The organism is Streptomyces sp. V4I23 (assembly GCF_030817975.1).
GTDB lineage: Bacteria > Actinomycetota > Actinomycetes > Streptomycetales > Streptomycetaceae > Streptomyces.
On sequence record NZ_JAUSZW010000004.1, the window covers coordinates 1698069 to 1722542 of the forward strand.

Genomic DNA, 24474 nt, shown 5'->3' on the forward strand with positions numbered 1-24474 from the left:
CCGCCCGGAATCGCGCTCCGGGCGGGCCCGATACGGGACTTACTTGTCGCTGTCGGCCTCGACGGCGTCGTCGAAGGGGTTCTCGACGAGCGCGTTGGAGTGGGTGGCGGACAGGTGGGCGAGCTGGCCCTGCTCGGCGATCGGGCTGAACACCTTGTGCTGCTCCATGATCTGAACTCCGTTCGGTTCGACGGTCGGATCCGTGTCACCGGTCTCCCGGCGGCACACGAGAGACCTTAATGAATATGATTTTCATTTCGCAAGGCTTCGGTCGTCGGGAAGAGGGTGATCCGGGTAACACACCGGCCATCCGCCGACCGGGTCGCGCCCCACCCGCCCCGCCACGCCCAGCACATCGGCGAGCAGCGCGGGTGTGACGACGTCCGCGGGAGGCCCGTCGGCCGCGACGACTCCCGAACGCAGCGCGACGATCCGGTCGGCGAACCGGGCCGCGTGGCCGAGGTCGTGCAGCACCATCACGACGGTCAGGCCGCGCTCCTCGCGCAGCCGGGCGACCGTGCGCATCACCTCCAGCTGGTGCCGCAGGTCGAGGTAGGTGGTCGGTTCGTCGAGCAGCAGCAGTCGCGTGTCCTGGGCCAGGGCCATCGCCAGCCGTACGCGCTGCCGCTCGCCGCCGGACAGAGCGTCGACGTGGCGATCGGCCCACGCGGCCACCCCCACGTCGGCCAGCGCCCGCATACAGACGGCGTCGTCGCCGTCGCGGAGCATGCCGAGCGGGCCGCGCGCCGCGTACCGCCCCTGACGCACTAGTTGACGCACCGTCATCCCCGGGACGGGCGGTGCCGATTGGTGCAGCAGCGCGACACGGCGGGCGGCGGAGCGCCGGCCGAGCCGTGCGAGGTCGTCCCCTTCGAGGAGGACCCGGCCCGCGGAGGGCCGCAGCAGCCCGGCGCAGAGTCTGAGCAGGGTGCTCTTGCCGCAGCCGTTGAGGCCGACGAGGGCGACGGACTCACCGGCGCCGACGTCGAGATCGACACCGGCGAGGACATCGCGTCCCGGGTATCCGAAGCGCAGGCCCTCGACCCGCAGGGTGCCGCTCCCGGACGTCGCGTCGCGGGGCAGGGACCGGTCGCCGGCCGTCGTGGTCATGTGTCCTCCATGAGTCGTGTTCGCGAGAGGTGCGGTCGGCGGGTGCCGGGAGGCCGCGCGTCCGGGCGTCCGTCGCGGGTCATCCCTCCGCCGTGCCGCGGCGGGCCACCAGCAGCAGCAGGAGGGCAGCGCCCGCACACGTCGTCAGCGCGCCCGTCGGCACGCTCAGCCGGTCCATGTCCAGCGCGGCTGCCAGCGCCCGGGACAGCCACTGCGAGCCCGCGTCCGCCCCGCACACCACCGTCGCGCCGAGCAGGGCCGCTCCCGGCAGCGCCCGGCGCAGGTCCGCACCGAACAGCGCGAAGGCCAGGTGCGGTACGAGCAGTCCGACGAACCCGAGGGCGCCGACGGCCGAGACGGCGCCCGCGGTCAGGGCGACGGCACACACCAGGGCGGCCACGCGGGCCCGCCCGGTCGCCAGGCCCGCGGCCGCGGCCTGTTCGTCGCCGCAGCGCAGCATCGTCAGCGGTACGGCCATCGCGCAGGCCGCGATTCCCCACACGGCCACCCAGGGCCACAGCAGGCGCCAGTGGTCCCACACCCGGCCCTCGGTGGAACCGACGAGCCACTGCACGACGCTGCCCAGTTCGCCGGGGGCGACCAGGAGCACCATGGCCGTCAGCCCGGACAGGACGGCGGAGACCAGCACTCCGTGCACGGCCGTCTGCGTCGGATCGGCCTTCTGCCGCCCGGCGAGCAGCCACAGCAGGCCCGCGCCCGCGAACCCGCCGAGGCACGCCGCGGCCACGACGGCCTCCGGCGAACGCCATCCGGCGAGTCCGAGTCCGGTGGCGGTCACCGCGCCGAGCACCGCCCCGGGTGTCACGCCGGTGACCTCGGGCCCGGCGAGCGGGTTGCGCAGCGCGGACTGGAGCACGATGCCCGCGAGACCCAGGCTCGCGCCCGCGGCGAGCGCCACCAGAGCACGGGGCAGCCGGAGTTGGAGGACGACATGCCGTGCGGTGGTCTCTCCCCCGCCGCCGAGCGCCTGCCACACATCCGCCGGCCCGAGCGACCGCCCGGCCACGAGATCCGCGCAGCCGGCGACGACGACCGCCAGCGCCAGCAGGGCGAGCGGCCACCCGCCGGTCCTCCGCGCCCGTACGGGCCGCTCTGGCGGCGGCTGTTCGCCGCGGGCGGGGCGTTCGGGCGTGACCGGTGTGCCGTTGCGGCTCATGCGTCCGCCACCTCCTCGGCGGTGGAAGGCCGCCGTGTCCGGGTGCCGGTGCGCGCCTTCAGCAGGGCGACCCCCGCGGGAACGCCCAGGAGAGCCGTCCACGCGCCGACCGGGGTCTCGATCGGGGCGAGGGCGAGCCGGGCGGGCAGGTCTGCGCAGGCCACCATCACCGCGCCCCACACCGCCGACCACGGCAGCCAGCCGACCGCGTCCGAGCCCGGCCGCAGCCGACGGGCCAGATGGGGCGCGAGGAATCCGGCCCAGGCGACGGGCCCGCAGACCGCGACGACCGGGGCGATGAGCAGCACGGCGATGGCGAGCGCGGCGAGCCGGGCCCGCCGTACCCGTAGGCCCAGCGCCTGCGCGTCGTCGTCGCCGAGCCGCAGGACCGACAGCACCGGTGCGCTCAGCACCAGCGCGGGTGCCGCGACGGCGAGCCAGGGCCACACCCCGTCCACGTCGTGCCAGGTGCGGGCCGACAGGCTGCCGAGCAGATAGCGGTAGATCAGCTGCAGGTCGAGCTGGTCGGCCAGCACCATCAGCACGAGCAGCGCCGCCTGCAGCGCCGCCGCCACGGCCGCCCCGGTCAGCAGGACCGCTGACGGGCTGCGCCCGAAGCCGCCGGCGAGCAGGGTCAGTACGCCTCCGGCCGCCGCTCCGGCGAGTGCCAGCAGCGGTTGGAGGGCGAGGGGCACGGACAGGGCGAGGACGAGCGGCGCCGCGACGCCGAGGGCGGCGCCCGACGAGACGCCGAGCAGCTCGGGGACGGCGAGCGGATTGCGCAGTGCCTCCTGGAGCACGAGCCCCGCCGAGCCGAGGCAGGCCCCGGCGACGAGCGCCAGGACGAGCCTCGGCAGGCGCAGTTCGGTGACGACGACGCCCGCCAGGGTGTCGCCGTCGAAGGCCGCGGGCAGCTGGTGCGGCGGCACGTACGGGGTGCCCAGGCACAGCGCGCACAGGGCCGCGACGGCCAGCAGCCCCGACGCGGCGACGACGTGGCGGGTCACTTCAGCCTGGCCGTCGCCTCGTCGAGGACGACGCCGAGCGAGCGGGTGCCGCGTCCCTTGGCCCACACCTCGGAGTCGACCTCGTAGACCTTGCCGTTCTTCACCGCGGGAATCTGCGACCACAGGGGGTTCTCGGCGAGCTTGTCGGACAGCTTCTCCTCGGCCGGCCCGCCGAAGGACAGGGTCTCGACGAACAGGACGTCGACATCGCGCGCGAGGATCTCCTCCATGCTGTACGAGCCCTCGACACCACGGCTCCGCCACGGGTAGTCGGAGATCTTCGGGAAGAGCCCGGCGGCGACGTCGTTGCCGGGGGTGGCCACGCCGAAGTTCTCGTCGCTGCCGAAGACGATCAGTGACGTCTCGGCGCTCCTGCCGGACTCGGCGTCGGCCAGCTTGTGCCGGAAGGCCCGCTCCGCCTTCTCGCCCTGCGCGGTGCGCCCGGTGAGCGCGGCGAGGTCACGCAGGTACCCGACGCTGTCCTGCCAGGTGGCCGGCTGTACGGGCCAGAAGACGGTGGCGCCCTTCAGCGCGGGCGCGAGCTTGCCGTGGGTGTCCTCGAGACCGATGACGAGGTCGGGCTTGTGGGACAGGATCGCCTCGGCCTCGGGGCTGAGGAAGCCGCCGGGCACGACGGGGATCCGGGCGGCCGCGTCCTTGCCGAGGAACCGTGGATGCGCGAGCAGCCCGGAGTTGGTGGCCACGGGCTTCATGCCGAGCTCGGTCAGCATGTCGTCGCACAGGGCGACGAGGCAGACGACGCGGGCGGGCGGCTCCTCGGTGGCGACGGTGACGCCCTTGGCGTCGGTGATCTTCCTGGCGGCGGTGATGGGCTCGACCGTCACCTCGGTCTTCGGTCCCGCGTCGGCCGGCTTGTCCTCGCTGCCGCCGGTGGCGGCTCCGCAGCCGGACAGCAGGACTCCCATGACGGCGGCGGCGGCCCAGCGGCGGACGGCCCTCAGCGCTCGGTGCGACATCGCACTCTTCTCTCTCGGTTCGGTTCGGCCGGACTCGGCCACCCAGAGTTCTACATGATAATCATTCTCAACAAGGACGCCGCCCTCTCTCTGGAGACCGCCATGACCGAGTCCGCCTCCGCGCCCCCTCGCCTGCTCGTCGCCGACCAAGTGGCGGGCTGCGTACGGCTGCTGGACCTTCCCGACGGCCGCGAGCGGGGCCTGGTCGAGGGCCGCCACCTCGCCGAGCACGCCGGCTTCCTCGCGCTCCCCGGCGACCGGACCGCCTTCGTCGACGACCTCGCCGGCGAGCTCGTGGTCCTCGACCCGTACGGCCCCGACGCGGGACGGCCGCTCGTCGAGGCGACCGTGCCCGTGGCGATCCCCGCCGAGCACCTGGCCGCCGACCCGACCGGCCGGCTGCTCGCCGTCACGACGGGCCTCGGGCGCAACGAGGAACCATGGAGCGACCTGCTGACCGCCGTGGATCTCGCCGCGCCGGGCGGGCCACGCGCGGTGCGCGTGCGCACGGACGCGGGTGAACCGGGTGTCACCGTGCTCGGCCCGTCCGCCCCCGCGCACTCCACGGAGCCGACGGACGCCGGCCCCGGCCGCGTATCCGGCGACGCGCTGGTCGTCCTGCGCCACCGAGAACCCGGCTCGCTCACCGTCCACCGGCACGCCGAGCTGATGGCCGCCGCCCCCGCCTGTCCGCCCGCCGCCCCCGCGGCCGATCTGCCGCTCGCCGACGACGACGGCCACGGCGACGCCCACGATCCGCTGACCGGTCGGGTTTTCGCCGCAGCGGGCTCCGGGGTGCACCGCGCGCGCCGCGCGGGCGGGTCCCTCGTCATGGAGGAACCGCTGCCATGGGGCGGCCCTGGCCGCGGCTACTATCTGCGCCTCGACCCCGCCCGCCGCGTCCTGTGGTCCTGTGTGCGCGGCGGACCCGCCGATCCGGGCCGCTGGCCCGAGTGGTCCAACGACGCGTGGTGGCACGGCCTCGACTCCGGTGCGGTGGGGCGGGTGCCGCTCGGGCCCGGCCTCGTCTTCCGGCTGGCCGTGTCCGCGCGCCACGTCGCGTACGCCCGGGTCCACCCGGACGGCGACGAACTGGTCCTGATCGCCACGGACACGACCACGCCCCGCGTCACCACCCGGCTGCCGCTGCCCGCCATGGACGGCGCGCCCCGGCCGGGCGGGACACCGTGGGACGGGGTGCAGCGCCGGGCGATCGCCGCGTCACCCGGATCTCCTCTCGTGGCGGTCACTCGTGGGGGCCACGGCGAGATCCATCTCGTTGACGCCGACTTCGCGTCGGCGCCGAACGCACCGGTCACCACGCTGTCCGTGCCGACACCGCTCAACGACGGGGGCCATCTCGCCCTGGTCGCCCCCGGATCCGGCGCCCACGGCGACCCGGTCGGCCGCTGAAGATTGTGAACTGATTCACTCGACCCCTTGGCCACGCATGCCCATCCGTGCTGAGATTCCGTCTGACTCAACAGCTCAATGGCGTGCTCGGGGAGGGCAAGTGGCGCATACCGCCATGTCTGGTTCCGGAACCACAGCAGGTGACGATCCTCTCCAGACCGCGGTATGGCGGCTGCGTTCGCGCGGCTGTTGGACCGACGCTGCGGCTCTCCTCGCGCCGCACGCCGCGGACCCGGCGGCGGCTCTGGAGCGTGCCGGGCTCCTCGTCGAGCGCTGCCTGTTCACCTGCGACGGATGGGCCGAGGCCGAGGACGCGCTGCGCACCGCCGAGGCCGCTGCCGGTGACGACGAGGAACGCGGCGGCGCGGCGAGCGAGCGCGGCCGGCTGGCGTACGCGGCGACCCGGCTCGGCGTACGGGACCGGGCCGACGAGGCACGCTCCGCTCTCGGGCGGGCCACGGCGCTGCTCGCGCCCTCCTCGCCGCGGCGCCCGCTGCTGGACTTCCGGCGCGGGCTGGTCGCCGAGCACATCGCCGACGCGCCGGAGGCGGCGCGTGCCGCGTACGAGAGGGCCCATGCGGGAGCCGCCGCGCACGACGACCCCCTGCTGCTGTCCTTCACCTGGCAGCAGCTCGCCGGGATCGCCCTGAGCGAGGGCGAGTTGGCGCAGGCGCGGCACGGCTTCGCGGAATGCCTGCGCATCCGCGAGGAACTGGGCTACCTGATCGGTACGGCGCCCGCGCTCGCGGGGCTCGCCGACTGCGAGCCGGAGCCGGAGGCGGGGCGCCTGCGCGCGGAGGCGCGCCGTCTGTTCCGGCTGCTGGGCGGCGTACCGGTGTGGCTGAGCCCCCAGTTGTCGCCCGCGGTGCCACCACAGGGCTCCCCCGTCCGTCCCGAGCCCGCCGCGTCGTGAGAACGCGCCGCAGGGAAGGGGACGTCCCGGAGCCGCGGACACGCTGGGACGAGATCACCACCGGTCTGTGGATGGGCGGCCACGTCTGGACGGACGGGGTGCGCCCGCATCAGGACGTGGTGGTGGGGCGGGAGTTCGACCTGGTCATCAGCCTGTGGACCCGCGAGGGCCACGGCCCGGCCGCCGGTGTCGAGCACCATGTGGTGCCCATCCCGGACGACTGGCTGACGGCGGGCGAGATCGACAGCGTCCGCCGCGTCGCGGAGGTCGCGGCCGACGCCGTACGGGCCCGCCGCAAGGTCCTCGTCCGCTGTTACTCCGGCTACAACCGCTCGGGCCTCGTCGCCGCGCAGACCCTGATCGAACTGGGACACGACAGCGAGGGCGCGATCGACCGCGTCAGGCTGCGCCGCTCGTCCTGGGCGCTGCACAACCCGGCCTTCGAGCAGTACCTGCTGACCGGTCTGGATGTCGCCTCGCTGCTGTCCGGTCTGGAGCCGCCCGACTGACCGCGCCGGTCACCCCAGCCAGGGCAGGGCAGCCGCGGGGTTCAGCAGGACCACGAGCACGCCGACCGCGACGGCGATCCAGACGAACGTCCACACCCGGCTGCGCCGCTGGCGCGTCTGGCGGCCGGGCCAGGCGCGCCATCCGTCGGGCTGCGCCCGTACGGGCCTGCCCCTGCGCACGAGGCGCCGCGCGCGGCCCTGCTGCCGCGCGGCCTCCTCGTCGGCCCGGCGCAGTCGTTCGGTCACCATCCGCGCCCGCGCGGACGGCTCCTTGGGGGCCGCGAGACGGGCGGGCCCCTCGCTCTCGATCTGGAACCTCGCCCATTCGTCGTCGGATATGGACGACTCCGGCGTCTCCGGCAGCTCCCCGTTCATCGAACCCCCCTCGCTCGTGGACAGCACGGCCGCACAGGCTAGTCCAGGGCCCTCGGGGAGGGTCACGCGGGTCGCAGTGCCACGAGCATCTCGTCCGTTGCGAGGGCGAGTTGGCCCTCCTGGAGGACCGCGACGGCGCGGATCGCGGGCCCCGGGCGGAAGGCCCGGGCCTCCCCCGGTCCGGGGTGGTGCAGTTCGACGAGACCGTCCTCCCAGGCGACCGCGACGGCCGGGCCCCGCGCGGTGGGCGCGGCGTGCAGGGCGACGACGGGGCAGGCGCGCTCGGTCAGCGGATCCGGCTGGGGTGCGCTGCCGGGAGTCCACAGGCATACGGCGCCGTCCGCGCCGCCGCTGCACACGAGGGTGCCGGTCGCGGCGAGCGCGGTGACCCGGCCGGAGTGCGGTGCGGCCTGGTGCAGCCCGGCGGGTCCGAAGGCGTGCACGGAGCCCACGCGGTCGCCGACCAGCACGGTGTCGCCCGCCGCGGCGAGCGCCGTGCCCGGGTGGGCGGCGAGGGTGGCGGTGACGGCTGCGGTCAGCCGGCTGCCGGGGCCGCGAGTGTGCAGGCGGCCGCGTTCGTCGAGGAGCAGAAGGGTGCCGTCGCCCGTCGCCGCCATCGCCCTGACCCGGCCGGGCAGGGGCGCCGTATGGGGCTCGGCGTCCAGATGCCGTACGGCTCCGTCGCGTCCGGCGATCATCAGTCTGCCCGCGGAGACGGTCAGCGCGGCGACGGGACCGGCCCAGGGCGGTTCCGTGTCGTCCGGGCCGCGCGTCCACACGACGCTCCAGCGGGCCCCGGCGGCCAGTTCCGTGAGGGCGGCGCGCAGGTGCGGCCCGGCCGAGGCCGGCAGAGCGGCGAGCAGCGCCAGGGCGCGTTCGGCCGGTTCCTGGTCGCGTATCAGCGCCTGGCCCGCGCGCAGCCAGGCCGCCCGCAGCCCACCGCAAGCACCGCCGTGCCTCTCGTACGCCGCCGTGATCCCCAGCGGCTCGGCGGCGCACACGGCGGCCGGGTCCGCGAGGTCCACCGGTTCGCGGGGCGGCGGGCCGCTGTCCGCGGCTTCCTCGACGACGACCCGGACATGGCCGAACTCCCGCAGGATGCGGGCGAGTTCGCCGACGGCCGCCGGGTCCTGGCCCGGCTGCCCGAGCCGCAGGGTGCGCGGCGCTCCGGACAGCAGGGCGGACTGGAGTTCCGCGGGGGTGCCGGCGACCACGCCGAGCTGGTTGGCCGCCGCCCATACCGTTCCGCGCACGCCTGCTCCCGTCAGATGTCGGAACCGGTGAAGTGTTCGCGCACCAGGGACTGCACGACCGTCAGGTCCTGGGCGATCAGGGCCTCGAGGAGGGCCATGTGTTCGGCGGCGTCCGCGACCAGGTCGGCCCGTCTGGTGACGGGGGCGGCGGTGAGCGGCCACTGGGAGCGCCGGTGCAGGTCGTCCGCGACGGCCAGGAGCTGCTGGTTGCCGGCGAGGGCGAGGACGGCGTGGTGGAAGGCGCGGTCCGATTCGGCGTATCCCGCGCGGTCGCCGGTCGCGGCCGCCACGGCCGTCGCCTCGGCGAGGGGGCGCAGCGCGGTCCACCGCGCGGCGGGGACCGTGCGGGCGAGGCGGAGCATGACCGGTACCTCGATGAGAGCGCGCACCTCGGCCAGCTCGGCGAGCTCGCGGGGCGTGCGCGTGAGCACGCGGAAGCCGCGGTTGGGCACGACCTCGACGGCGCCCTCGGTGGCGAGCTGCTGCATCGCCTCCCGTACGGGGGTCGCGGAGACGCCGAAGCGTTCGCCGAGGACGGGCGCGGAGTAGACCTCGCCGGGGACGAGGTCTCCGTCGACGAGGGCGGTGCGCAGGGCCTCGAGGATCTGGCCTCGGACGGAGTGGCGGCGGACGAGCCGCGGCGCCGGGGCGGGGGGCTCGCTGTGGGTGTGCTCGCCGCGCGCCTCTTCCGGCAGGCGGGGGCCGCCCTGGGCGGGAACGCGTGCGGACGCGTGCGGCCGGTCGGCGGCGTCACGCGCTCGGGCCTGCTCCACTCGGTCCTCCTCCGGCCGGGCCACGGGCCCGGCTGGCGTTGCGAGGCCCCTGTGCACGATAGGCGTGTGAGGCCGCAGTTCAAACATCGAACAGATCGGGTAAGGTAAGCCTAACCTGCTAACGATCGCGATTCGGTGGTCCCCGGCATGACCCTTCCTGCCCTGTTTCCCGGCGTCGCCTCCCCCGTCGGCGACGCCTACGAGCGTCTGGCGGACGTCTTCCCCGGCCTGCGCGTCCAGGAGCTGGGCGACGGCGAGCCGACACCCGAGGGGGCGGGCTGGGTCCGCGCCGGCGATCTCGCGGCGGGCGGCCCTGGCCTCGACTCCTTCCTCGCCTGGGACAACGCGCAGGTGCTGCGGGACTACGGGCAGCAGGCCCGCCCGGACGTCGTCGCCAGCTTCGGCCTGCACCGCTACGCCTGGCCGGCGTGCCTGCTGATCACCGTCCCGTGGTTCCTGCACCGCCGGGTGCCGAGGGCTCCGGTCGAGGACGTGGCCTTCCAGCGCGCGCTCGGGCGCATGGCGGTCCGTGTGCGCTCCTTCGCGTGCCTGCCGGACGATCCTGCGGCCGCTCTGCCCGGCGCCCGTGTGGTGCCGGACGAGGAGGCCCTGCGCGAAGAGGTCCGGGCCGCGGTCGCCGAGCACATCGGTCCCGTGCTGGAGGGCTTCGGCCCCCGGATGCGGCGCGGCAGGCGTGCCCTGTGGGGCATGGCGACGGACGAGGTCGTCGAGGGCCTGTGGTACATCGCACACCTGCTCGGCGAGGAGGACCGCGCCGTCGCGGAGCTGGAGCTGCTGCTGCCGGGGACGGCCAAGCCCTACGTGGGCACCGCCGGCTTCCGCGAGCTGACCGGGCCGGACGGCGAGCGCCTGCCCACCCGCGACCGGGCGAGCTGCTGCCTGTTCTACACGCTGCGCCCCGAGGACACCTGCGTCACCTGCCCGCGCACCTGCGACGCCGACCGCGTGGAACGGCTGCGGCACGGCGCGTGAGCCGCGCCCCGCGGCATCAATCGGGGTCCTCGGATCCACGCCACTCCTTCGAGTGGCTTTGAATCGAACGCAACTCCCGCCTCTGGCAGGTTAGTTCGACCAGATCGCACCTATCCGTGCGCCCGAGCGCCCCGTTGGCGTGCTCTTGAACCGAAACCCCTTGGACGTCGCGCGCCGTCGGCCAATATGGCCGCCGAACGCCTACCGCGATGCAAGGGACACCGCATGAGACTGAGCGACATATCGCTGGACTGGCTGCTTCCGGGCGGCGTGATGCTGGTGGGAGTCCTGGCGGCGGTAACGGTGCTCACGCGCGGCAAGCGCGCCGGGGCCAAGGCCGCGGCCGAGGACTCCTGGGAGCGCAGCGAGGAACGCCGCAGACGCAAGGAAGCCGTCTACGGCAGCGCCTCCTACGTATTGCTCTTCTGCTGCGCCGCGGTGGCCGCCGCGCTCTCCTTCCACGGCCTCGTGGGCTTCGGGCGGCAGAACCTCAACCTCTCGGGCGGCTGGGAGTACCTGGTGCCCTTCGGGCTCGACGGGGCGGCCATGTTCTGCTCCGTCCTCGCCGTGCGGGAGGCCAGCCACGGTGACGCCGCGCTCGGCTCACGCCTGCTGGTGTGGACCTTCGCGGGCGCCGCGGCCTGGTTCAACTGGGTGCACGCGCCCCGCGGTCTCGGCCACGCGGGGGCCCCGCACTTCTTCGCGGGCATGTCCCTCTCGGCCGCGGTCCTCTTCGACCGCGCGCTGAAACAGACCCGCCGGGCAGCGCTGCGCGAACAGGGCCTGGTGCCCCGCCCGCTGCCGCAGATCCGCATCGTCCGCTGGCTGCGGGCCCCGCGCGAGACGTTCGCCGCCTGGTCGCTGATGCTCCTGGAAGGCGTGCGCACCCTCGACGAGGCGGTCGACGAGGTCCGCGAGGACCGGCGGGAGAAGCAGCAGAACCGGATGCGCAGGCGGGACCGGGAGAAGCTGGAGCGCGCCCAGATCAAGGCGTACAACCGGCAGCACCGGGCCTGGGGCCTGGGGCGGGCCGTGCGCCCCGCGGAACTCCCCGCGCTCGGACCGGCGGGCGGCACGCAGGGCCAGGCGCCGCCCGGCGGGTCCCTGGTGGAGCCCTCGGGAACCGTTGTGGAGCCCGTCATAGCGGAGCCCGGACCACTGCCCGCGCGCGCCCGGCCCTCCCTGCAGGCCGTCAAGGGCCCCGAGCCCGTCACGGTGGACCTGACGGCCGAGGACGACACCCTGACGTTGCCGCGTCTCGACTCCCTGGAGCAGAAGCTGAAGGACCTGGAGCGGCAGTTCGGCTGAACGTCCGGGAAACGCGGGGCGGTCGGGGCCTTGGGCCTCAGGCCGCCCCGGCGTGCAGCTCGAACCACACCACCTTGCCCACCCCCTGAGCCGTGCGCACTCCCCACGCGTCGGCGAGTCTCTCCACGAGGACCAGTCCCCTGCCGGACGTACCGAGGTCGGCGGTCGGTGCGTCCGGGACGGGCAGTCCGGCCATGAAGTCGCGGACCTCCACATGAAGCCGCGAGTCCTCGACCGTGGCCGTGACCACCGCACCCTGGTCGGTGTGGATCAGCGCGTTGGTCACCAGCTCGCTGGCCAGCAGCTCGGCGACGTCCGCCGCGTCCGCGGGGCTGCCCGCGTCCGGCTCCGGCCACTTTTCCAGCAGGTCGCGTAACGCGTGCCGCACTTCGGGCACGGCGGTCAGATCACCGCTGCCGAGTCTGCGGTGCAGCCGCCCGCGTACCCCAGCGCCCCCGTGACGTTCAGCCATCGATCCCCCACCCACACGTCGGAACGAGTCGTGATGCGCATGTGTTCACGGGATGCATGCCCCGCGCGCAGGGCGCCACTCATGGGATTCCGCGGACGGCTGCTTCCGTGCGGTCAGGGCCTTGGCACGTTGCGCAGGTTGGAGCGTGCCATCTGGAGCATCCGGCCGACGCCGCCGTCCAGCACCATCTTGCTGGCGGACAGCGCGAAGCCGGTCACCATCTCGGCTCTGATCCTCGGTGGGATGGACAGCGCGTTCGGGTCGGTGACGACGTCAACCAGCGCAGGCCCCTTGTGCCGGAAGGCGTCCTTGAGCGCGCCCGCGAGCTGCTTGGGCTTCTCCACGCGCACGCCGTAGGCGCCGGCGGCCCGTGCGACGGCCGCGAAGTCGGGGTTGTGGTTCGCGGTGCCGAACGACGGCAGTCCGGCGACCAGCATCTCCAGCTCGACCATGCCGAGGGAGGAGTTGTTGAACAGCACGATCTTCACCGGCAGGTCGTACTGGACGAGGGTGAGGAAGTCGCCCATCAGCATGGTGAAGCCGCCGTCGCCCGACAGGGAGACGACCTGCCGCCGCCGGTCGGTGAACTGGGCTCCGATCGCCTGCGGCAGCGCGTTCGCCATCGAGCCGTGGCTGAACGAACCGATGATGCGGCGGCGGCCGTTGGGGGTGAGGTAGCGGGCGGCCCAGACGTTGCACATGCCTGTGTCGACGGTGAACACGGCGTCCTCGTCGGCGAGTTCGTCGACGACGGAGGCGACGTACTCGGGGTGGATCGGAACGTGCTTCTCCACCTTGCGGGTGTACGCCTTCACCACGCCTTCCAGGGCGTCCGTGTGCTTCTTCAGCATCTTGTCGAGGAAACGGCGGCTGGTCTTGGCCCGCACCCGCGGGATGAGGCAGCGCAGCGTCTCCCGCGCATCGCCCCACACCGCGAGGTCGAGCTTGGAGCGGCGGCCGAGGTGTTCGGGCCGGACGTCGATCTGCGCGATCTTCACGTCGTCGGGGAGGAAGGCGTTGTACGGGAAGTCCGTGCCGATCAGGATCAGCAGATCGCACTCGTGGGTGGCCTCGTACGCCGCGCCGTAACCGAGCAGTCCGCTCATGCCCACGTCGTAGGGATTGTCGTACTGAATCCACTCCTTGCCGCGGAGCGCGTGTCCGACGGGTGACTTGATGCGCTCCGCGAACTGCATGACCTCGGCGTGCGCGCCGGCAGTGCCGCTGCCGCAGAAGAGGGTGACGCGGTCGGCCTCGTCGATCATGGCGACGAGCTTGTCGAGCTCGTAGTCGCCGGGACGGACGGTGGGGCGGGTGGTGACCAGCGCGTGCTCGATCGTCTTCTCGGGCGCCGGCCGGTCGGCGATGTCGCCCGGCATCGACACCACGCTCACCCCGCCGCGGCCGATCGCGTGCTGGATCGCCGTCTGGAGGAGGCGCGGCATCTGCTGCGGACTGGAGATCATCTCGCAGTAGTGGCTGCACTCGCGGAACAGCTGGTCGGGATGGGTCTCCTGGAAGTAGCCGAGGCCGATCTCGGAGGAGGGGATGTGGGAGGCGAGGGCCAGGACGGGCGCCATGGAGCGGTGGGCGTCGTAGAGCCCGTTGATGAGGTGCAGGTTGCCCGGTCCGCAGGAACCCGCGCAGGCGGCGAGACGGCCGCTGATCTGCGCCTCCGCGCCGGCGGCGAACGCGGCGGTCTCCTCGTGTCTGACCTGGATCCAGTCGATGGCCGCGTTGCGGCGGACCGCGTCGACGACGGGGTTGAGGCTGTCGCCGACGACGCCGTAGAGCCGCTGGACGCCTGCGCGGACGAGGATGTCGACGAACTGCTCCGCCACGTTCTGCTTGGCCATGGGGCGTGCCCTTTCTGGTGGACCTCGATGTCCATCAACCCATGGCCGGGCGTGTCGCGCCTGTGCGGTTACGCCTCCCAGACGCCGACGGCTGTGCGGTCGTCGGCGTACCCCTTGACGCGGAGCTGGATGTCCGCGAGGAACTGCGTCATGCCGGGAGGACCGGAGCCCTCCCACCGCTGGGTGAGCGCCGCGGCGAGCGCAGGCTCGCCCCGCAGGGGCTCGGCGAGACCGTTGCTGCACAGCAGGAGGGTGTCACCCGGTCGGGCGACGGAGGCACGGAAGCGGAACGGTTCGGCGGGCGGTGGGAACGTGGTGATGTCCGGGTCCGTCGTGAGCCGGTCGCCCACGTCCGGGGTCTCGGCGGGTGCGCCGTCGGCCTTCTCGGGGACGAGCGGCTCGATGTCCTGCCAGACCCCGTCGCGCAGCCGGAAGAGCCCGCCTGCGCCGGCACCGAAGAAGACCCGGGTGCGGCAGTCCGGGTCGGCGGACAGCAGGAGGCAGCGGAGGCCGACGCTGTACTGCTCCGGCTCCAGACCGAGCTCGGCGGCGCGGGCGCGGAGCTTGCCGAAGCCGCGGTCGGTGAGGCGGTGCAGCCCCGACTTGAGGTCGTCCCGGCGGCCGGCCCTTATGTCCTCGGCGAGCCGCGCGTGGCTGCGGCCGACGGCCGTGCCGATCCAGCGGGTGGCGTCGGCGGCGGCGAGGTGGGCGTGCTCCGTGTGCCGACCGCCGCCGCCGACGGCGACGAGCACGAGGGCGGCGGGTCCGGTCCCGAACCGGGCGGTGAGGAGGGCGTCGCGGCGGGGTTCGCCGCGGTACCGCGCGGAATCGCCGCGCACGGAGGCGGCGCGCAGGGTGTACGTGCCGTACCGGGCCCCGTCGATGACGGTGTCGGCGACGAGCTGCTCGAGCGCGAGCGCCTCGGCGGCGGGCAACGCGGTGGGCTCGGCCTCGTAGGTGGGAGGCCCGGCCCCGACGACCCCGACCCACGGCCGCGCATCGCCCTTTGGGCCGGGCGCCCCGCCCACCGCGCCCGCGCCGTCGGCGGCATCCTTTCGGCGCCCTCTGCCGTCGGGCGGCGTTTGCCGCGGACCGGCCTTCGCGGACGACCCGTCCGGCGGCCACCCGGGCGGCACCGACGGCGGTGGCGGAACCCCCGCCGCAGAGGCCGGTCCGCAACCGCCCTCGACGGACGGACCGCCCGGCGCACCGGCGCTGGGCACGCGCCCGGGCCCGGAACCGCCCTGCGCAGGCACCCCTCCCGGCGGCGCGGGCCGCATCTCCGGCGGCGGAACGCCCGGTCCGGCAGCGCCCGCATCCTGTCGGCGCCCGCCACCGTCAGGCGGCTCCTCCGACGCCGGAGCGCGTCGCGGCGTACCCGCCGGCGGCACAGCGCCGGTCGGCGACGGCGGCGGACCGGCCTTCGCGGACGACCCGTCCGGCGGCCACCCGGGCGGCACCGACGGCGGTGGCGGAACCCCCGCCCCGGACGCCGTCCGCGAATCGCCCTCGACGGACGGACCGTCCGCCGGGGCCGGGGGGCGGTTCCGCCCGGCGCGGGGGCGGGACACCGTGCCCGGCGCCGAGGCGAAGCGCGTGTCGAGCGTGTCGTCCGTGCGCGTCGGGCCCGGGCCCGTGTCCGGCGCGGAGTCGTCGTAGAGCCTGCTCCACCAGTCGTCCTCGGCGGTCGGCCTGCCCGGCCTCTCCCCCTGCTCGCTCATGCCCTTATTGTCCACCCCAAGAGGCGGGTGAGACCGGGGCATCCGGGGATTCCCACCCGTGAAGGTGGTCCGCCGGGCGGCCCAACCCCCCACGGGAAGGCCGCCCGGCGGACCGTCGTGGTCAGCGCACGGCGTATGCGCCGACCACGAGCTGGGTGACGGAGTTGCCCTTGGCGTCCGTCAGTTCGGTTTTCAGCGTGACCGTCCGGCCCGACGCGCCCGCGTGGTCCACGGTCGCCGTCCACGAGGCGTCGCCCCGCTTCTCGGTGGCCGCCTCGGTCCACGTGTCGCCGCTGTCGTACGAGTACGACAGTTTCGCGCCGGTCAGTTCTCCGGGCTCGTAGCCCGCGTGACCCGTGGCGCTCAGAGCGATCCGCAGGCCGTCGCTCGCCGCCAACGTCTTGAGGCCGTCCTCCGGGAGGCCGTATCCCGGGAAGAGCAGCGGGATTCCTTGCGAGTACGCGCTCTCGTCCAGGCGGGAGCGGAACTTCCAGGTCGTCAGCAGCTGGGTCGAGCGCTTCCAGACCCCGGCGGGCTGCCCGATCTTCGCTTGGTTGAGCGACAGTTCGTACAGCGCGTCGTCCGACGGGACCTCGAAGACCCCGAACGGAAAACCAGTCTGCCCTATCTCTTCCCCGTTGCGCATCAGTCGCAGGTTGCCGATGTCGCCGAACGACCCTGCCACGGCGGAGTGTTCGCTGTCGCCCCACAGCGCGGGGGCCACCCCGATGAGGTTGCCCTGCCGCTCCGCCGCCAGCACCGGCTTGCCGGAGTCGTCGCGCGGCGCGGTCGGCGCCACGACCCCGCCGTACCAGGACTCCTCGCGGACCGTGCCAGCCTGGTAGGCGCGCGGCCGGTCGAGCATCAACTCGCCCCAGGGGAAGCTGGAGGCGACGTAGTGCTCCCACTGGGTGTCGCCGGACGTGTACAGCTCGGTCCGGTTGCCCGGCGCGCCGACCAGGTCGAATCCGGAGAGGGACGCGACCGCGCCGCTCGGACGGTGGGCGACGACGCCGTCGGAGAAGTCGGCGCGCACGCCCATCGCGTGGTACGTGGCCTCCGTGCGGCCGAGCCGCGCGTCCCGGACGCGGTAGGTGCGGTCGGCGGTGACCGGCCCGTCCTCGGGGAAGGCCAGGTTGTAGACGAACGGGCTCCGTGCGGTGGCCTTCCAGCGCAGGATCACCGGCCCGTTGCCGAGCCGCTCCAGCAGCGCGGCCGCTTCCGTGGCCTCGATGCCGAGGACGGGGTGCGGTGCGGTGCCGAAGCCCGTGGAGGGCAGCCAGCGGCCGGGCGCCGCGTGGTGCACGACGGCGGCGACGGCGCCGGCGGCCTTCGCGTTGCGGGCGGCGGTGAGGGCGCCGGCACTGTCGCCGGGCAGCTCGATCAGGGCGAACTTGCCCTTGGCCCGGGCGGCTTCGAGTTCGGCCGGGGTGCCCGTGCCGGCGTCGACGATCTCCGCGGCGCCGGTGCCGTCGAGGTTGACGGAGCCGACGCTCGCGGCGACGGGGTGCAGCTGCTCGCCGCCTTCGACGGCCAGGCTCTCGATGAGCGGGGCGTAGGCCCGCCAGTGGCTGGCGAACTCGAAGTCGCCTTCCCGCGCGTGTCCTTGGACGTCCGCGTAGAAGCCGGCGGCAAGGCGGTTGCCGGTGATGGACCCGGCGTGCAGCCAGGTCTCGTCCCAGCCGCGGGCGAAGCCGATCGTGGTGGTGCGGCTCTCGGCGGTGCGGTCCGTGTCGATGCGCAGGCGGTGGGCCTCGCGGGCGTCGAGCACGACGGTGGTGTCCTTTTTCACCTCGATCTCGGGGCGGCCGAGGTACGCCACGGTTCCGTCGGGCGAGGTGACGAACGAGGACAGGAAGTACGAGCCGGGCCGCAGCCGGTAGACCTGGTCGTCCGCGCCCTCGTTGTAGCGGCGTTCGCCGGTCGCGTCGTCGGTGCCGATGACGTCGAGCGAGGAGCTCCCGCCGGCCGGCTCGCCCGCCCGGTCGACGAGCTTGACGCGCAGGGTGACGGTCTCGGGCTCCACGTACAGCGCGAAGGGCGTGGAGACGCTGACGCCGCGCGCTGTGGCGATGACGCGGCCGGTGACGTCGCCGTACTGGGAGCGGTCGATGCGCACGGACGGGTCGAGGGTCAGCGGGACCTTCACGGTGCCGCCGGCCGGGACGGTGACGGTCCGTGCGCCGAGGTGCGCCAGACCGGCATGGATGCCGGAGCCGTCGTTGCCGGTGACGTCGCGCACCGCGAGGCTGAGCGTGACCGGCGTGTCGCCCGTGTTGGTGTACGGCACCTGCACGGTGGTGCGGTCGCCGCTGTCCTGCGGCCAGGTGAAGACGCCGCCCTGGACGGCGGGCGCTCCGACGACGGTCGCGTCGAGCGCGGCCTTGACGTCGAGCCGGCCGCCGCCGGTCTCGCGCACGTCGCCGGGGACGCCGGACTTCGCGGAGGACACGAGCGCGGCCTTGATCCGCTGTGCGCTCCAGTCGGGGTGACGCTGCTTCAGGATCGCGGCGGCTCCGGCCACGTGCGGTGTGGCCATGGAGGTGCCGGACATCGACTGGTACGCGTAGACGCCGCGGCCGCCCGCCGCCGCCGCGGAGATCGCGACGCCGGGTGCGGCGATCTCGGGCTTGAGGGTGTGGGTGACGATCGCGGGACCGCGGCTGGAGAACTGCGCGGTGCTGTCGTCGCGGTCGACCGCGCCGACGGTGAGGACGCCGGGTGTGCAGCCCGGTGACGAGACGGTGCCCGGCGCCGGGCCGGCGTTGCCCGCCGCCACGACGAACAACGTGTCCTCGCTGCGGGAGAGTTCCTCCGCGGCGGCGCTCATCGGGTCGGTGCAGTCGGTCGGCAGGGAGCTGCCGAGGCTCATCGAGACGACGTCGGCCTTCTGGTCGACGGCCCACTGCATTCCGGCGATGATCCACGACGCGGCACCGGAGCCGTAGTCGTTGAGGACCTTTCCGCTGAGCAGTTCGGCGCCGGGCGCGACGCCCTTCTTGCCGCCGCCGCTCGCGGCTCCGGAGCCGCCCACGGTGGAGATGGTGTGGGTGCCGTGGCCCTGGCGGTCGTCGGGACCGGCGGAGTCGGTGAAGTTCTCGGTGACGGTGACCCGGCCCTCGAGGTCGGGGTGCGCGGCGTCGACACCGGTGTCGAGGACGGCGACCTTGGCGCCCTTGCCGTCGTACCCGGCGGCCCAGGCGAGGTCGGCGCCGACCTGCCGGGTGGAACGGTCGAGCGTGGCCTGCACCTTGCGGTCGAGCCACAGCTTTTTCAGGCCGGCGGCCGAGCGGGACCGCGGGGCGGTGACGTCCGCCCAGAAGCCGGCGGCCTTCTTCTTGTCGGCCTTGAGCGCCACGCCGTCGACGGCGTCGAGGACGAGGCCGCGGTCGGCTCCGCGCGGAGTGGCGGGGGCCGAACGGGCGACGTCGGAGCGGTAGGTGGCGATCAGGGGCAGGGAGGCTGAGTGGGCGTCGTCGTAGCCCTGTCGGATCAGGCCGGTGACGTTGAACAGTTGTTCGTCCACGGTGCCGGCGGCCAGCGCGGCGGTGGCGCCTTCCGGGTAGACGTACAGGTCCTCGCCCGTCCTGCGGGTCTGCACGAGCGGCGTCGTGCCGTCGGGGCGGGGCAGCACGGAGGCCGCCGGGTCACCCGCGCTGTCGCGGGTGACGAGGACCCGGTCGCCGGTGACGAGTGTGACCGTGACCGGCCGGGCGTCCTGCCGGGCCGCGGCCTCGCTGCCGGTCAGCGGCCGTTCGCCGGCCGCCTCCTGCTGCGGTCTGGCCGCCGCCGACGGCGTGAGGGCCGTGACGGCGAGGACGGCGGCGGTGGCCGCTCCCAGTGCCGTACGCGATATCGGGCGCATCGCTCTCCAAATCCGATTCCGGCCGCAAAAAGGCGTGAAAGCCCTCGTGCCGGAGGCTGTTGGTGCTGCGGTGGCGCCACATTGGCAGAGGAACGACCGGTGCGGGGATGATGGGCGCGGCGGGTTTGCGCCGTGGCCGTTTTCCGCCACGGAGGCGAAGAAGTGCACGTCCGGGGAGGGGCATCGTGCTGGGAGCGATAGGGCTCGACGAAAGACAGGAGACGGCCTACCGCGCGCTCGTCGCGCTCGGAGCCGCGGAGATCACCGATCTCGCGCACCGGCTCGCACTGCCGGAGACGGAGACGGAGCGTACGCTGCGGCGGCTGGAGCAGCAGGGCCTCGCGGCCCAGTCGTCCGCTCGCACCGGGCGCTGGGTGGCGGCTCCGCCGGGCGTCGCGCTCGGAGCGCTCCTGACCCAGCAGCGGCATGAGCTGGAGCAGGCGGAGCTGGCGGCGGCGCTGCTGGCGGAGGAGTACCGCGCGGAGTCGGAAGAGCCCGCCGTGCACGACCTGGTGGAGGTGGTGACGGGAGCGAGGGCCGTCACGCACCGTTTCGTCCAGTTGCAGCTGGGCGCGGCCGAGGAGGTCTGCGCGCTGGTCACGGGACGGCCGGTCGCGGTCAGCGGCATGGACAACGAGGCGGAGGAGAAGGCGGCGACGCGCGGGGTGACGTACCGGGTGGTCGTCGAACGCGAGGTGCTGACGATGCCGGACGGCATCACGGAGCTGACCGCCGCCCTCGGCCGCGACGAGCAGGTCCGGGTGGTGGACCGGGTGCCGACCAAGCTCGTGGTCGCGGACCGTTCGCTCGCGATGGTGCCGCTGACCGGGCGCGGAGCGGAGCCGGCGGCGCTGGTCGTCCACGCCAGCGGTCTGCTGGAGTCGCTGACGGGCCTGTTCGAGGCGGTGTGGCGCGACGCGGTGCCGCTGCGGCTGGGCTCCGCGGGCCGTTCGGTGACCGAGACCGCCGCCGTGGGACCGGATGCCACGGATCTGGAGATCCTGTCGTTACTGCTCGCCGGGATGACGGACGCGAGCGTGGCCAAGCAGCTGGACCTGGGTCTGCGCACGGTGCAGCGCCGGGTCAAGGGCCTGATGGAACTCACCGGTGTCACCACCCGCCTGCAGCTCGGATGGAATGCCTATGCGAAGGGGTGGGTGGCTCGCGACCTGCGGGGACGCCCCTGATCCTGCACTGTGGTCGCATGGGCGTGTGGCAGCTGCTGATGGTCGGCGGTGTGATGCTGCTGGGTCTTCTGGGCGTGCTGCTGCCGGGAGTGCCCGGCCGGTGGCTGGTGTGGGCCGCGGTCCTGTGGTGGGCGATGCACGAGCTGTCGGGACCTGCGTGGGCGCTGCTGGTGGGCGCGACCGTGGTCCTGCTGATCAACCAGGTCGTCGTGTGGCTGCTGCCCCCGCGCAGGCTGAAGGGGGCGGCCATCACCCGTCGGGCGGCCCTCTACGCGGGTGTGGGGGCACTGGTGGGTTTCGTGGTGGTGCCCGTGGTGGGGGCGGTGCCGGGGTTCATCGGCGGGATCTACGTCTGCGAGCGCCGGCGCCTGGGCGGCCACGGCCAGGCGAAGGCGGCGACGCGGTCGGCGATGCGCGCGGCGGGCACCAGCGTGCTGGTGGAGCTGTTCTGCTGCCTGCTGGTCGTGGGCGCGTGGGTGGCCGTCGTGCTGGGCGGCTGATGCCGGTGCCGTGCCCCCGGGCTTCCCGGGGGCACGGCACCGGTGGGGACTCAGCGCAGGTTGCCGCGCTTGGCGGCCATGGCCGCCTTGCCCTGAGCGCCCTTCAGTTTCCAGTCGCGCAGCATCTCGGCCCGCAGCCGTGCGTCCGTCTTCGCGACGATCCGCCGGTTCTCGCGGACCAGCTTGCGGTAGCTGTCGAGCCTGCGCTCCGGCAGCGTGCCGTCCTCGATCGCGGCGAGCACCGCGCAGCCCGGCTCCGCGCCGTGGGCGCAGTCGTGGAACCGGCACTGCTCCGCCAGCTCCTCGATCTCGGAGAAGACCTGCCCGACCCCGGTCTCCGCGTCCCACAGACCCACCCCGCGTACGCCCGGGGTGTCGATGAGGACTCCCCCGCCCGGCAGGACGAGCAGGTTGCGGGTCGTCGTGGTGTGCCGGCCCTTGCCGTCGACGTCACGTGTGGCCCGCACGTCCATGACGTCCTCGCCGAGCAGGGCGTTGGCGAGCGTGGACTTGCCGGCTCCGGAGACGCCCAGCAGCACGCTGGTGCCGCCGGAGACGATCGCGCGGAACACGTCGACACCTTCCCCGGTGGTGGAGCTGACGGGCAGCACCTGCACTCCCGGCGCCGTGGTCTCGACGTCCTGCGCGAGGTAGGACAGCGTGGTGACGTCGGGCACCAGGTCGGCCTTGGTGAGGACGACGAGGGGCTGCGCACCGCTCTCCCACGCGAGGGCGAGGAAGCGCTCGATCCGTCCGAGGTCGAGCTCGACGGCGAGCGACACGCAGATGACGGCGTGGTCGACGTTGGCGGCGAGGACCTGTCCCTCGGACCGCTCCGACGACGTGGACCGGACGAGCGCGGTACGGCGCTCCAGCACGTGGCGCGCGTACCGGGGATCGCCGTCCGTGTCGACGGCGACCCAGTCGCCCGTGCACACGACGCGCATCGGGTCGCGCGGTGTCACGAACTCGGTGTCGGCCCGGACGGGGCCGGCAGGGGTGACCACGTCGCACTGACCGCGGTCGACGCGTACGACGCGGCCGGGCAGCAGCCCGCGCTCTGCGTACGCAGCGAACTCCCGCGCCCATCCGTCGTCCCAGCCGTAGGCGGCGAGGGGGTGTGCGGATGCGGCGGAGGCAGAAGAGAGATTCAAGGGGAACCCTTCACAAGGGTGGCCCCGGCAGGCGCGCGTCGGCGCGGAGGCGCATGGCGCGCCAGGAGGAAGGTGAAGTCAGCCGGAGACCACGGAGGTGGGAGAAATGGTCTTCTGGATGCGGGCAGCGCCCGTCGCCATGACAGCCATCGGTCACACCTCCTGGTCGTACTCGGCTCGGAGCACCGGCGGAAAGGACCGCCGGCGCAGCAACGAAGTCACCCTAACGGGAGGGCGGATCGCCGCGCCACGCATTTTCCGCGCCGGGCGGCCGGTGCCCGGACGGGGCTGCTCGGGGTGCCGGGGGTTCGCCGTCGCCGGGCTCTGCGAGCGTGCGCCGCGCCACGGCGAAGGCCGCGTTGGCCGTCGGCACGCCGCAGGAGACGGCGGTCTGGAGCGGCACCGCGACCCGTCGTCGCCTTGGTAGGCCATCACCCCACCAACAAGCTGATAGGCCGCGGGCTCATCCTGCACCGCCGGAGCTTTCAACCGCAGACCATGCGGATAACACTGCGGATCGCCGATCTCGTCCGGTGTGAGCCCGTTGCGTACGGCGGCGCGTACGTGCAGGGCGAGTTCGTCCAGTGGCCGTGGGCCACCAGGGCGGTGGGCTCGCCCTGCGGGCGGATGTCGAAGCAGGGTACGGCCCGGCCCCGCCTCGGCGACCAGCGTGGCCCGGCGCGCCGGGCCCCCGCGGCTGACGGTCGCGCTCAGCCGCCGTCCGGTGGCCTGCGGGTGCGGGTCCACTCCGTCAGCTGGTCCGCCGTCCATGTGTTGATCACCCGCTCCGGCGGTACGCCGCACTCCTCGGCGCGGGAGCAGCCGATGATCTGCCAGTCCAGTTGGCCGGGCGCGTGGGCGTCGGTGTCGATCGCGAACAGGGCCCCGGCGTCGAGGGCGCGGCGCAGCAGCCGCAGGGGCGGATCGCGTCGCTCCGGGCGGCTGTTGATCTCGACGGCGGTGCCGTGCTCGGCGCAGGCGGCGAAGACGCGGTCGGCGTCGAACTGCGACTCGGGCCGCGTGCCGCGCCCGCCGGTGACGAGGCGTCCGGTGCAGTGGCCGAGCACGTCGGTGAGGGGATTCTCGATCGCGCGGAGCATGCGGCGGGTCATGGCCGGGGCGTCCATGCGGAGTTTGGAGTGGACGGAGGCGACGACGAGGTGGAGGCGGTCGAGGAGTTCGGGATCCTGGTCGAGCGTGCCGTCGGGGAGGATGTCGCATTCGATGCCGGTGAGCAGCCGGAAGGGTTTCCACTGCTCGTTGAGGCGCTCGATCAGGTCGAGTTGGGCGAGCAGCCGTTCGGGGCTCAGTCCGCGCGCGACCTTGAGGGTCGGCGAGTGGTCGGTGAGCACGGCCCATTCGTGGCCGAGTTCCGCCGCTGCGCGGCCCATCTCCTCGATGGGGCTGCCGCCGTCGGACCAGTCGGAGTGCAGATGGCAGTCGCCGCGCAGTGCCGCGCGCAGCCCGGCGCCGCCGTCGGCGAGCGGCGCGGCCGCCTCCTCCTCCAGGCGGCGCAGGTACGCGGGGGTCCCGCCCGTCAGCGCCTCCTCGACGACCTTGGCCGTCTTCGGCCCGACACCCTTGATCCCGACCAGCGTCCCGGCCGCCGCCCGCCGGGCGATCTCGTCGCGGTCGAACTGCGCGAGGGCCGCGGCGGCGGTGCGGAAGGCCCGTACGCGATAGGTCTCGGCGCGCGTGCGCTCCAGCAGATAGGCGACTCGGTCCAGCGCTTCGACCGGTTCCATGGCACCTCCCAGCTCCCCTGCCCAGTGAACCCCGGCGCCCCGGAACAGTCCAACGGTGAACGATGAAGGCGTGAAGCTCACTTGCGCCTTTCAATCAACGATTCAAGGATCGGTTCACCTTAAATTTTCTTGATCAACCACCGGGAACATCATTCTTCGGCCGTTT

20 protein-coding genes and 3 pseudogenes are annotated in these 24474 nt (G+C 73.8%); 7 read left to right on the top strand and 16 right to left on the bottom strand.

The annotated features are described in order from the left end of the window. Positions 1–39: 39 nt before the first annotated feature. The 5 genes and pseudogenes from amiA to QFZ82_RS09885 all read right to left on the bottom strand — a co-directional run bounded on the left by amiA (position 40) and on the right by QFZ82_RS09885 (position 4271). Positions 40–168, bottom strand: coding sequence for a streptamidine family RiPP (amiA, locus tag QFZ82_RS09865; protein ID WP_256355984.1), 129 nt, complete (start codon positions 166–168; stop codon positions 40–42). Positions 169–236: 68 nt separating this feature from the next. Continuing rightward, a pseudogene (locus tag QFZ82_RS09870) lies at positions 237–1110 on the bottom strand (ABC transporter ATP-binding protein). 79 nt (positions 1111–1189) lie between these two features. Beyond that, positions 1190–2287, bottom strand: a complete 1098-nt coding sequence (locus QFZ82_RS09875; RefSeq protein WP_307712800.1) for an iron ABC transporter permease — start codon at positions 2285–2287, stop codon at positions 1190–1192. Next, a complete protein-coding gene (locus QFZ82_RS09880) occupies positions 2284–3294 on the bottom strand; it encodes an iron ABC transporter permease (RefSeq protein WP_307712801.1) in 1011 nt (336 codons plus the stop codon). Before QFZ82_RS09880 ends, QFZ82_RS09875 begins: the two co-directional genes overlap by 4 nt. Further along, complete coding sequence (locus tag QFZ82_RS09885; RefSeq protein WP_307712802.1) at positions 3291–4271, bottom strand: ABC transporter substrate-binding protein; 981 nt, start codon at positions 4269–4271, stop codon at positions 3291–3293. The genes QFZ82_RS09880 and QFZ82_RS09885 overlap by 4 nt, the downstream gene beginning before the upstream one ends. Before the next feature lie 102 nt (positions 4272–4373). Here QFZ82_RS09885 and QFZ82_RS09890 point away from each other — a divergent pair, with 102 nt between their 5' ends. The 3 genes from QFZ82_RS09890 to QFZ82_RS09900 all read left to right on the top strand — a co-directional run bounded on the left by QFZ82_RS09890 (position 4374) and on the right by QFZ82_RS09900 (position 7106). After that, positions 4374–5684 carry a hypothetical protein gene (locus tag QFZ82_RS09890; RefSeq protein WP_307717680.1) on the top strand — a complete coding sequence of 437 codons (1311 nt, stop codon included), beginning with the start codon at positions 4374–4376 and terminating at the stop codon, positions 5682–5684. 100 nt (positions 5685–5784) lie between these two features. Further along, complete coding sequence (locus QFZ82_RS09895) at positions 5785–6597, top strand: hypothetical protein (RefSeq protein ID WP_307712803.1); 813 nt, start codon at positions 5785–5787, stop codon at positions 6595–6597. Beyond that, entirely contained in the window at positions 6594–7106 is a 513-nt protein-coding gene (locus tag QFZ82_RS09900; protein WP_307712804.1) for a protein phosphatase, read from the top strand. The genes QFZ82_RS09895 and QFZ82_RS09900 overlap by 4 nt, the downstream gene beginning before the upstream one ends. 9 nt (positions 7107–7115) lie before the next feature. Here the strand turns inward: QFZ82_RS09900 and QFZ82_RS09905 are convergent, their stop codons facing one another. From QFZ82_RS09905 to QFZ82_RS09915, 3 genes are all read right to left on the bottom strand, one after another. Beyond that, positions 7116–7481 (bottom strand): hypothetical protein, encoded by a 366-nt coding sequence (locus tag QFZ82_RS09905; RefSeq protein ID WP_307712805.1) that lies wholly within the window; start codon positions 7479–7481, stop codon positions 7116–7118. A gap of 62 nt (positions 7482–7543) precedes the next feature. Then, positions 7544–8734, bottom strand: coding sequence for a WD40 repeat domain-containing protein (locus QFZ82_RS09910; protein ID WP_307712806.1), 1191 nt, complete (start codon positions 8732–8734; stop codon positions 7544–7546). Positions 8735–8745: 11 nt separating this feature from the next. Then, entirely contained in the window at positions 8746–9507 is a 762-nt protein-coding gene (locus QFZ82_RS09915; RefSeq protein ID WP_307712807.1) for a GntR family transcriptional regulator, read from the bottom strand. A gap of 147 nt (positions 9508–9654) precedes the next feature. On the opposite strand from QFZ82_RS09915, the gene QFZ82_RS09920 reads away from it, so the two are divergent. Together QFZ82_RS09920 and QFZ82_RS09925 are read left to right on the top strand one after the other, a co-directional pair. Continuing rightward, complete coding sequence (locus QFZ82_RS09920; protein ID WP_307712808.1) at positions 9655–10500, top strand: (2Fe-2S)-binding protein; 846 nt, start codon at positions 9655–9657, stop codon at positions 10498–10500. Between the two features lie 225 nt (positions 10501–10725). Continuing rightward, positions 10726–11808: a DUF2637 domain-containing protein gene (locus QFZ82_RS09925; RefSeq protein WP_307712809.1), complete on the top strand. Its 1083-nt coding sequence runs from the start codon at positions 10726–10728 to the stop codon at positions 11806–11808. A 37-nt stretch (positions 11809–11845) separates the two neighbouring features. Here the strand turns inward: QFZ82_RS09925 and QFZ82_RS09930 are convergent, their stop codons facing one another. The 4 genes from QFZ82_RS09930 to QFZ82_RS09945 all read right to left on the bottom strand — a co-directional run bounded on the left by QFZ82_RS09930 (position 11846) and on the right by QFZ82_RS09945 (position 19722). Continuing rightward, entirely contained in the window at positions 11846–12280 is a 435-nt protein-coding gene (locus tag QFZ82_RS09930; RefSeq protein ID WP_307712810.1) for an ATP-binding protein, read from the bottom strand. 113 nt (positions 12281–12393) lie between these two features. Then, positions 12394–14136 carry a pyruvate dehydrogenase gene (locus tag QFZ82_RS09935; protein ID WP_307712811.1) on the bottom strand — a complete coding sequence of 581 codons (1743 nt, stop codon included), beginning with the start codon at positions 14134–14136 and terminating at the stop codon, positions 12394–12396. A gap of 68 nt (positions 14137–14204) precedes the next feature. Beyond that, positions 14205–15164 carry a protein phosphatase 2C domain-containing protein gene (locus tag QFZ82_RS09940; RefSeq protein ID WP_307712812.1) on the bottom strand — a complete coding sequence of 320 codons (960 nt, stop codon included), beginning with the start codon at positions 15162–15164 and terminating at the stop codon, positions 14205–14207. A gap of 814 nt (positions 15165–15978) precedes the next feature. After that, positions 15979–19722, bottom strand: a complete 3744-nt coding sequence (locus QFZ82_RS09945; protein ID WP_307712813.1) for a S8 family serine peptidase — start codon at positions 19720–19722, stop codon at positions 15979–15981. 185 nt (positions 19723–19907) lie between these two features. Between QFZ82_RS09945 and QFZ82_RS09950 the strand changes: the two genes are divergently transcribed. Then, positions 19908–20909, top strand: coding sequence for a helix-turn-helix domain-containing protein (locus QFZ82_RS09950; RefSeq protein WP_307712814.1), 1002 nt, complete (start codon positions 19908–19910; stop codon positions 20907–20909). A gap of 17 nt (positions 20910–20926) precedes the next feature. Beyond that, a complete protein-coding gene (locus tag QFZ82_RS09955; protein WP_307712815.1) occupies positions 20927–21409 on the top strand; it encodes a DUF456 domain-containing protein in 483 nt (160 codons plus the stop codon). A 50-nt stretch (positions 21410–21459) separates the two neighbouring features. Here QFZ82_RS09955 and rsgA read toward each other — a convergent pair whose 3' ends face one another. The 4 genes and pseudogenes from rsgA to QFZ82_RS09970 form a co-directional block, all read right to left on the bottom strand. Then, positions 21460–22563: a ribosome small subunit-dependent GTPase A gene (gene rsgA / locus QFZ82_RS09960; RefSeq protein WP_307712816.1), complete on the bottom strand. Its 1104-nt coding sequence runs from the start codon at positions 22561–22563 to the stop codon at positions 21460–21462. A 310-nt stretch (positions 22564–22873) separates the two neighbouring features. Beyond that, positions 22874–22969, bottom strand: a pseudogene (locus tag QFZ82_RS39720) (4-carboxymuconolactone decarboxylase); the annotation flags it as partial. A gap of 116 nt (positions 22970–23085) precedes the next feature. Beyond that, positions 23086–23171 (bottom strand): annotated as a pseudogene (locus QFZ82_RS39725) (carboxymuconolactone decarboxylase family protein); the annotation flags it as partial. Between the two features lie 102 nt (positions 23172–23273). Further along, the gene (locus tag QFZ82_RS09970) at positions 23274–24308 is read right to left on the bottom strand and encodes a PHP domain-containing protein (protein ID WP_307712817.1); all 1035 of its coding nucleotides are present in this window, start codon (positions 24306–24308) and stop codon (positions 23274–23276) included. Positions 24309–24474: the final 166 nt, after the last annotated feature.

Excerpts from the sequence above, each read along its gene's own strand:
- QFZ82_RS09930 (WP_307712810.1), bottom strand. The coding sequence starts at position 12,280 with ATGGCTGAACGTCACGGGGGCGCTGGGGTACGCGGGCGGCTGCACCGC.
- amiA (WP_256355984.1), bottom strand. The coding sequence starts at position 168 with ATGGAGCAGCACAAGGTGTTCAGCCCGATCGCCGAGCAGGGCCAGCTC.
- QFZ82_RS09875 (WP_307712800.1), bottom strand. The coding sequence starts at position 2,287 with ATGAGCCGCAACGGCACACCGGTCACGCCCGAACGCCCCGCCCGCGGC.
- QFZ82_RS09890 (WP_307717680.1), top strand. The coding sequence starts at position 4,374 with ATGACCGAGTCCGCCTCCGCGCCCCCTCGCCTGCTCGTCGCCGACCAA.
- QFZ82_RS09925 (WP_307712809.1), top strand. The coding sequence starts at position 10,726 with ATGAGACTGAGCGACATATCGCTGGACTGGCTGCTTCCGGGCGGCGTG.
- QFZ82_RS09970 (WP_307712817.1), bottom strand. The coding sequence starts at position 24,308 with ATGGAACCGGTCGAAGCGCTGGACCGAGTCGCCTATCTGCTGGAGCGC.
- QFZ82_RS09885 (WP_307712802.1), bottom strand. The coding sequence starts at position 4,271 with ATGTCGCACCGAGCGCTGAGGGCCGTCCGCCGCTGGGCCGCCGCCGCC.
- QFZ82_RS09920 (WP_307712808.1), top strand. The coding sequence starts at position 9,655 with ATGACCCTTCCTGCCCTGTTTCCCGGCGTCGCCTCCCCCGTCGGCGAC.
- QFZ82_RS09905 (WP_307712805.1), bottom strand. The coding sequence starts at position 7,481 with ATGAACGGGGAGCTGCCGGAGACGCCGGAGTCGTCCATATCCGACGAC.
- QFZ82_RS09945 (WP_307712813.1), bottom strand. The coding sequence starts at position 19,722 with ATGCGCCCGATATCGCGTACGGCACTGGGAGCGGCCACCGCCGCCGTC.
- QFZ82_RS09955 (WP_307712815.1), top strand. The coding sequence starts at position 20,927 with ATGGGCGTGTGGCAGCTGCTGATGGTCGGCGGTGTGATGCTGCTGGGT.
- QFZ82_RS09935 (WP_307712811.1), bottom strand. The coding sequence starts at position 14,136 with ATGGCCAAGCAGAACGTGGCGGAGCAGTTCGTCGACATCCTCGTCCGC.